Origin of the sequence: Burkholderia diffusa (genome assembly GCF_902499115.1) — a bacterium.
Lineage (GTDB): Bacteria > Pseudomonadota > Gammaproteobacteria > Burkholderiales > Burkholderiaceae > Burkholderia > Burkholderia diffusa.
Genome location: NZ_CABVPN010000057.1, coordinates 1 through 7320 on the forward strand (window position 1 = coordinate 1; position 7320 = coordinate 7320).

General features: G+C 63.8%; 8 protein-coding genes. 5 read left to right on the plus strand and 3 right to left on the minus strand.

The genetic code is table 11. The annotated features are described in order from the left end of the window. Positions 1-211: 211 nt before the first annotated feature. The 3 genes from BTE28158_RS32040 (at position 212) to BTE28158_RS32050 (ending at position 2585) form a co-directional block, all read left to right on the plus strand. Positions 212-1048 (plus strand): response regulator transcription factor, encoded by an 837-nt coding sequence (locus BTE28158_RS32040; protein WP_059600450.1) that lies wholly within the window; start codon positions 212-214, stop codon positions 1046-1048. A 75-nt stretch (positions 1049-1123) separates the two neighbouring features. Then, complete coding sequence (locus BTE28158_RS32045; protein WP_059600449.1) at positions 1124-1798, plus strand: energy-coupling factor ABC transporter permease; 675 nt, start codon at positions 1124-1126, stop codon at positions 1796-1798. A gap of 136 nt (positions 1799-1934) precedes the next feature. Next, positions 1935-2585, plus strand: coding sequence for a BspC domain-containing protein (locus BTE28158_RS32050; protein WP_151052121.1), 651 nt, complete (start codon positions 1935-1937; stop codon positions 2583-2585). An 82-nt stretch (positions 2586-2667) separates the two neighbouring features. Here the strand turns inward: BTE28158_RS32050 and BTE28158_RS32055 are convergent, their stop codons facing one another. Both BTE28158_RS32055 and yaaA read right to left on the minus strand, forming a co-directional pair. Beyond that, on the minus strand, positions 2668-3822 hold the full coding sequence (locus tag BTE28158_RS32055) for a M14 family metallopeptidase (RefSeq protein WP_151052123.1): 1155 nt from the start codon (positions 3820-3822) through the stop codon (positions 2668-2670). Positions 3823-3910: 88 nt separating this feature from the next. Beyond that, entirely contained in the window at positions 3911-4693 is a 783-nt protein-coding gene (yaaA, locus tag BTE28158_RS32060; protein WP_059680613.1) for a peroxide stress protein YaaA, read from the minus strand. A 57-nt stretch (positions 4694-4750) separates the two neighbouring features. Here yaaA and BTE28158_RS32065 point away from each other — a divergent pair, with 57 nt between their 5' ends. Both BTE28158_RS32065 and BTE28158_RS32070 read left to right on the plus strand, forming a co-directional pair. Then, on the plus strand, positions 4751-5248 hold the full coding sequence (locus tag BTE28158_RS32065) for a putative toxin-antitoxin system toxin component, PIN family (RefSeq protein WP_124903415.1): 498 nt from the start codon (positions 4751-4753) through the stop codon (positions 5246-5248). A 33-nt stretch (positions 5249-5281) separates the two neighbouring features. Beyond that, positions 5282-6454, plus strand: a complete 1173-nt coding sequence (locus BTE28158_RS32070; protein ID WP_151052125.1) for a pyridoxal phosphate-dependent aminotransferase — start codon at positions 5282-5284, stop codon at positions 6452-6454. Positions 6455-6503: 49 nt separating this feature from the next. Here BTE28158_RS32070 and BTE28158_RS32075 read toward each other — a convergent pair whose 3' ends face one another. Continuing rightward, positions 6504-7160 (minus strand): glutathione S-transferase family protein, encoded by a 657-nt coding sequence (locus BTE28158_RS32075; RefSeq protein WP_151052127.1) that lies wholly within the window; start codon positions 7158-7160, stop codon positions 6504-6506. Between the last annotated feature and the right edge of the window lie 160 nt (positions 7161-7320).

Genomic DNA, 7320 nt, shown 5'->3' on the forward strand with positions numbered 1-7320 from the left:
GAAATACAAAACGCCCGATGCGGTGCATCGGGCGTTCTAGCGCCTGGATACTGTCAACCTATTCCAGGACTTGACACCGCATTTCCCTCACTCGAAATTTCAGACTTCTCCTAAGCCTTTCAGCCAAGCAGACTTCGTGTAAGGTTTTTGTCATTATCGGATCCAACGCATGCCAACGGCAGCTCAATGACTCACCTTACGGAGGTTGAATATGCGGTTCCTGGTGCTGAACTCAGACGCCGAACGGCGTGACGGACTGAAGGCCCTGCTGCGGCAGATCGACCGTCACGCCAGTATCAACGATGCGCCCGATGGCTTCCAGGCGCGCCGGCTGCTGCGCACCCAGCGCTTCGACCTCGTTGCCATCGACTGGCTGGACGTCGGCCGCCTCTGCGAACTCCAGGCGCTCTGCAGCGCCTGTTCGCCGACACCCGCCGCAGTACTGATCGACGAATCCACGCCGGAAGCCATCCAGCGCTTCTACAACTATGGCGTCGCAGGTGTGATCCCGCACTCCACGCGGCCGCACCTGATCGTGCGGGCACTCGAAATGGTTCTGCTGGGCGGCCATTACATCCCGCCCATCGCACTCAGCCTGCTGCCCTCCACTGCCGCAGTACGCCACGACGCCCATTTCCAGACGCTCGCAGGATCGCTGCCGCGTCGCCCGCCAAGCGGCCTCCTCTCGCCGAGACAGGCGCAGATCATGCGCTTCGTCCATATGGGCAGCACCAACAAGATGATCGCTCGCACGCTCGGCATCAGCGAAGGTACCGTGAAGATCCACCTCGCAAGCATCTTCCAGCAGCTGGGCGCGGCAAACCGCGCCGCCGCAGTCGCGATCTACAACGGGTGGCTGTCGCCGCATCTCGAGGTATTGCTGGCGAACCGTGATCGTGCAAGCAAGCCCGTCATCGGCGAACGCGGCCCGGTTCCGCTGCGCAAGCAACGGAACGACCGTCCATACCCGCTGCCCGCCGCGAACACCGACACCCGGGACCTGCCGCTCGCGGCCGAACCGCCAGCGCGGTTTCGGCGCGAGCGCTGATCGGACAGTATCGATATTGCGACGGTCGACATGTGCGGATTCCCACCTTTGATGCTCAACGAGTAATATGGACGCATGGGTTTTCTTTTCACACCGCTTCCGCTCTGGGTTGGCATCGGTGGCTGGATCGCCGCCGTGGCGCTGCTCGCGCTCGCGCTCTGGAATCGTCCCTTCGTCCGTCTCCAGGACGCAACGCTCCAGCACGTGTGGCTCGCGCTCGTCACCGCGATCACGGTGCTCTGGGCCTCGAATGCGTGGCTCGAAGACGGCATCGTCATGCACCTGCTCGGCGCGACGCTGCTCGTCACGCTGTTCGACTGGACGCTTGCGCTGATCGCGATGGGCGCCGTCACTGCCGTCGCCGCTATCGTCTTCGATGCGCCGTGGCAAGGCGTCGGCGTCACCTATCTGATCTACGGCGCGCTACCGGTCGCCGTGTCCGCATTGCTGCAACGCGCCGCGATCGCGCGGCTCCCGCACAATCTCGCGTCGTTCATCACCTGCCAGGGATTCCTGTCACCGGCCATCGCGATCGTCACCGTCGCCGCGGCTGCGGCCGGTGTCCGGCTCGTTCTCGCGGACGGCGTGCCCGTTGTCATTCCCGCAGGCTATCTGCTGAACACCGCGCTGCTCGCGCTCGGCGAAGCGTGGTTCACCGGCATGGCCACCGCACTCATCGCCGTCTATCGTCCGGCGTGGGTCACGACGTTCGACGTTCGGCGCTATCGCCTTGGCGGCCCGCGCGCCTGAACACGCAGGTCCCGGTGCGATCGGTGCGCGTGACGATCCGCTTCCGCAGCGCGGGAGAGCGCGACATCTACTGCCGCACGACTTTTTTACGCTAAGATTGAACTCCTGTTCTTCATCGGGCATCTATACGTGCCCGATGTCTCATTCGCTCCTCACCAATAACCAGATGGACAGCTCACCTGCCTCGCTCCGGATCTTCCGGGCGTTCGGCAAGCTGGCAGCCTGTGTCGCGGGCCTGTCGCTTGCGCTTCCGGCACCGGTATTCGCCGACCTCCTCGATCAGCGCTCCGAACTGATCGACAAATTCGTCAATGAGATGCATGCCGATCCGATCGTCGCCGATTGTGCGGCGCACGGCAGCTTCATCGCCAGCACATCGACGGCCTTCGACCGCGTCGACTTCGCGCCGAACGCGTTCGAAAATGGCAACGCGACGATCACGCCGTGGAATGATTCGTTCGATCAGGGCAAGCAGCGCGTGAAGGTCGACAACATCGTCACCGTGGACGGCCTCGGCGTCCACAGCGACGGCAGCGACCCGACACCGCTGAAATTCCGCTGCGGCTATGTCGGACAACAAATGCTGGCGTTCAGCTGGAACGATCCGGTGCCACCACTGAAGCCGCGTGTCGAGCGCCCGTCGTCGTCGACGAAAAAGTTCAAGGGCAAGTCGCACCGCGGCAAGGCCAAGACATCCGGCCGCACCTCCAAGAAGGCCGTCGCAACGCAAAAATCAAGCGGCCAGAAGAAAGCCGTGAAGAAGAAAACCGCGAAGAAGAAGTCCTGATCCGACGGAGCGGCAACGACAGAAGCAAAAAAGCCGGCGCATCGCACGATGCGCCGGCTTTTTCATATCGACGACGGTACGCTTACGCGAACGTCTCGACGTGCACCAGAATTGCCGCCAGCATCGCCGCGCCGAGCGCGGCGCTCCGCTCGCCGTTCCAGCCGACCCGCTCGTCCGGAAGGTTCGCATTGTCCTTGAACGGCATCTCGAGCGTCAAAGACAGGCAGCCGAACTGATGGCCGATGTACTTCGACGCGAGCTTGAGCGCGTCTTCCTTGTACTTGCTCGCCGCATAACCGTGCTCGGTCTGGAAATCCGGGCTCGCGACCTTGAACGCATCGATGAATGCGGTCTGCTCCTTGCCCTGCTGCTCCGTGAAGCTCGGCAGCATTTCCGAACCCGCCACGAACACGTACGGCAGATCCTCGTCACCGTGAATGTCGAAGAACATGTCGCAGCCGATCGAATGGATCGCATCGCGCACAGCCAGCACTTCGGGGCTGCGCTCGGTATCGGGCGCCATCCACTCGCGGTTCAGGTTCGCACCCGCCGCGTTGGTGCGCAGGTTGCCGTGCACGCTGCCGTCCGGATTCATGTTCGGGACGATATAAAACGTCGCGCGGTCGTATAGCTTGCGCGCCACCGGATCGCCCGCCCAGTCGCCCCACCCGGCCAGTCGCTTGACGAGCCCTTCGACGAACCACTCGGCCATCGTCTCGCCCGGGTGCTGGCGCGCGATGATCCATACCTTCTTCTTCGGTGCGCCGTCGACCTCCGGCGTACCGAGCGTCAGCAGCGACATCGGACGGCCTTCGACCGTTCGGCCGAGCTCGACGACGCTCGCCTGCGGCAATTGCTGGACCGCGCCAAGGAACGCTGCATGACGCTCCTCCGAGTACGGCTCGAAATACGTGTAGTAGATGCTGTCGAACTCGGGCGTATGGTCGATGGTCATCGTCTTGCCGTCGAACGTCGTCGGCACGCGGAACCAGTCGACCCGGTCGTAGCTCGCGACCGCACTGTAGTTACGCCATCCCGACGGATACGCGCATTCGGCCGCATTCTCGAACGACATCACGCACCGCGTACCGCGTGCGCCCGTCAAGCGGAAGTAGAACCATTGCGCGAATTCCGAGCGGTTGTCGCCGCGTACGCGCAGCCGGATCGCGTCGGGGCTGTCGCACGACACGACGTCGATGGCGCCCGCGTCGAAATTGCTGGTGATCGAAAGGGTCATCTATCTCTCCAGTGTCGACCGGAACCGGCAGTTTGCCGCGGGTCCGGCCTCATGCGTGCGCCGGCCGTCTCGTGAACGGCCGGCTTGGTCATTCGCCGATTCGCCGGCGATATACGTAAGTCGAATCATTCGACGCAGCGGCATCGAACGCGTAGTCTTCCACCGCGAAATCCTTCAGCGCCGCCGGTTCGGCGATGCGGTTCTCGACGATGTAGCGCGCCATCAAGCCACGGGCGCGCTTCGCATGGAAGCTGATGATCTTGTAGCGGCCGCCCTTCCAGTCCTCGAACACCGGCGTGACGATCGGCGCGGCCAGCAGTTTCGGCTTGACCGACTTGAAGTACTCGGTCGACGCGCAGTTGATCAGCACGCGCGCCGCGCCGCTGCGCGTCTCGAGCTGCTCGTTCAGCGCCCGCGTGATCCGGTCGCCCCAGAACGCATACAGATCCTTGCCGCGCGCGTTCGCGAATCGGGTACCCATCTCGAGCCGGTAAGGCTGCAGCAGGTCGAGCGGACGCAGCAGCCCGTACAGGCCCGACAGCACGCGCACGTGCTGCTGCGCGTAGTCGAGATCGGCGGCCGACAACGATTTGGCATCGAACCCTTCGTATACGTCGCCGTTGAACGCGAGCACAGCCTGCTTCGCGTTGGCCGTCGTGAAGGTCGGCGACCAGTCCGCATAGCGCTGGAAGTTCAGCCGCGCGAGCGGGTCGGAGATGTCCATCAGCGTCGAGATGTCCTGCGGCGACAACTTGCGCAGGCCGTCGATCAGTTCCGACGCATCGTCGACGAATGCAGGCTTCGTGTAAGACGGGACGTGGGCGGGCGTATCGTAGTCGAGGGATTTAGCTGGGGAGAGAACGATTATCATAGAGGCTCGCTGGCACGCCGTGCCTTGCGGTCAGACGAAAACCACCGATTGTAACGAATGACCCGCTCCATCGCCCCGCATGCCGCACATCGCGTCGTGCTCGACTCGAACGTCTGGATCGACATACTCGTATTCGACGACCCTGCCACACGCCCGATCCGGGCTGCGCTCGAACGCGGCACGCTGGCCGCCGTAATCGACGGCCGCTGCCTGAACGAACTCGTGCTCGTGCTCGATTATCCGCAGTTTCAGGCGCGCGCGATCGACAAGGCCGAAGCGCTCGCGACCGTCGCGCGCCTGACGAGCCTCGTCGAGCCACCGCCCGTCGACGCCGGTGCGCCCCCCCTGCCAAAGTGCAAGGACCGCGACGACCAGAAATTCCTCGAGCTTGCGCGCGCCGCGCAGGCGGACTGGCTCGTATCGAAGGACCGTGCGCTGCTCAAGCTCGCGAAGCGCACCGCGCGCGATTTCGGCTTCCGGATCGCGCAGCCCGCGCCGTTTACCGAAGCCTGCGCGCTCGATGCCGCGTTGGCCACCACTACCACGCCGGCCTGAAGGGCCCGGCACCACCCGCTTGCGACCGTATCGATGAACGCTCCTTCCGACATGCCCACGACTCCCGTTTTCCCCTCGCGCCTGCCGAACGTCGGCACGACGATCTTCACGGTCATGAGCGCGCTCGCCGCCGAGAAAGGCGCCGTGAACCTCGGCCAGGGCTTCCCGGATTTCGACTGCGACCCGCGCATCGTCGACGCGGTCGCGACCGCGATGCGCAACGGTCACAACCAGTATCCGCCGATGGCCGGCGTCGCGCCGTTGCGCGACGCGATCGCCGGCAAGATCGCGCAGGTCTACGGCCGGCTCTACGATCCCGCCACCGAGATCACGGTCACGGCCGGCGCGACGCAGGCCCTGCTGACGGCGATCCTCTGCGCGGTCCATCCGGGTGACGAGGTGATCGTCGTCGAGCCGACCTACGACAGCTATCTGCCGTCGATCGAGCTCGCCGGCGGCAAGCCCGTGTTCGTCACGCTGGAAGCGCCCGACTATGCGATTCCGTTCGATCGCCTGGCCGCCGCGATCACGCCGAAAACGCGAATGATCATGATCAACACGCCGCACAATCCGACCGGCACCGTGTGGCGCGAGGCCGACATGCGCAAGCTCGAGGAGATCGTGCGCGGCACCAACGTGCTGATCCTGTCGGATGAAGTGTACGAACACATGGTCTACGACGGCGCGCGCCATGAAAGCGTCGCGCGCTACCCGGGACTGGCCGCGCGCAGCTTCATCGTGTCGAGCTTCGGGAAGACCTACCATGTGACGGGCTGGAAGGTTGGCTACGTCGCGGCGCCTGCCGCGCTGACCGCGGAGTTCCGCAAGGTCCATCAGTTCAACGTGTTCACGGTGAACACACCGATGCAGGTCGGGCTCGCCGACTACCTGCGCGATCCGGCACCGTACCTGACACTGCCCGACTTCTACCAGAAGAAGCGCGACTTCTTCCGCGCCGGCCTCGAGCGCACGCGCTTCAAGCTGCTGCCATGCCCCGGCACGTACTTCCAGTGCGTCGACTATTCGGCGATCAGCGACCTGCCCGAAGCGGAATTCTCGAAGTGGCTCACGTCGGAGATCGGCGTGGCGGCGATTCCTGTGTCGGCGTTCTATCACGAACCGCGCGAATCGGGCGTCGTGCGCTTCTGCTTCGCGAAACAGGAAAGCACGCTGGCATCCGCACTCGAACGGCTCGCACGCCTGTAAGTCCTGCATGGGCGGCCGGGCGCGGTACGACACCGCACCCACGCCGCGCTTACGAACGCGCAGCGCTCGTCGCCTCGACGTAGGCCTTGCGATCAGCCGCCACGCGCTGCGCGGCCGGCCGCTCACCGACCAGCTTCGCGTGCGCCTTCCAGTCAATGCCGGCATCAAGCAGGAAATCGCGACCGAAGATGGCCTTCGTCGCCATTCCGATCACCGGCAGATGAATCGTCGCGGCAATGTCCGCAAGACTGAACGTGTCGCCGAGCACGTAGGGCGAGAACTGCGTCATCCGCTTGAACGCATCGATCGAGCGCGGCAGGCGCTTCCCGACGTGCGCCTTCGTCCCGTCGCTGACCTTGCCGCCGAAAAACGCTTCCGTATAGACCTCGCGCGTGGTCCATTCGAGATACAGCTCGAGCGTCTCGACGAGTTCACGCACCTTCGCGGCCGCGAACGGTCCGGCCGGGAAAATGGCCTTGTCGGGATAACGCGCCGCCAGATATTCGATGATCACCTGCGATTCGAACAGCGCGCCCTCTTCCGTCTTCAAGAACGGAATCTTGCCGAGCGGCGAATCGGCGAGCAGTGCCGGATCGCTGATCGGCAGGCTGCATGCCATTTCCTCAAACGGGATGTCATGTTCGAGCAGGACGAACTTCACCTTGTTGTAATAGTTGGACAACGGAATACCGCACAGCTGTAGCATCGGAGTCTCCTTCGTTGCTGAAGCGCGACCGCGGCAATGCCGGCGGCATCGGGATGCGTCGCACTGAAAAGCACGTTCGTGCTAGGGAAACACTGATTAATCCGGCTCGGTGGTCATCGCTGATGCAGCCGAGGACGTTGTAGAAGATAGTTCACGGAAC

Coding starts and splice junctions, on each gene's coding strand:
- BTE28158_RS32050 (WP_151052121.1), top strand. CDS start 1,935: ATGTCTCATTCGCTCCTCACCAATAACCAGATGGACAGCTCACCTGCC.
- BTE28158_RS32075 (WP_151052127.1), bottom strand. CDS start 7,160: ATGCTACAGCTGTGCGGTATTCCGTTGTCCAACTATTACAACAAGGTG.
- BTE28158_RS32055 (WP_151052123.1), bottom strand. CDS start 3,822: ATGACCCTTTCGATCACCAGCAATTTCGACGCGGGCGCCATCGACGTC.
- BTE28158_RS32065 (WP_124903415.1), top strand. CDS start 4,751: ATGACCCGCTCCATCGCCCCGCATGCCGCACATCGCGTCGTGCTCGAC.
- BTE28158_RS32070 (WP_151052125.1), top strand. CDS start 5,282: ATGAACGCTCCTTCCGACATGCCCACGACTCCCGTTTTCCCCTCGCGC.
- BTE28158_RS32045 (WP_059600449.1), top strand. CDS start 1,124: ATGGGTTTTCTTTTCACACCGCTTCCGCTCTGGGTTGGCATCGGTGGC.
- yaaA (WP_059680613.1), bottom strand. CDS start 4,693: ATGATAATCGTTCTCTCCCCAGCTAAATCCCTCGACTACGATACGCCC.
- BTE28158_RS32040 (WP_059600450.1), top strand. CDS start 212: ATGCGGTTCCTGGTGCTGAACTCAGACGCCGAACGGCGTGACGGACTG.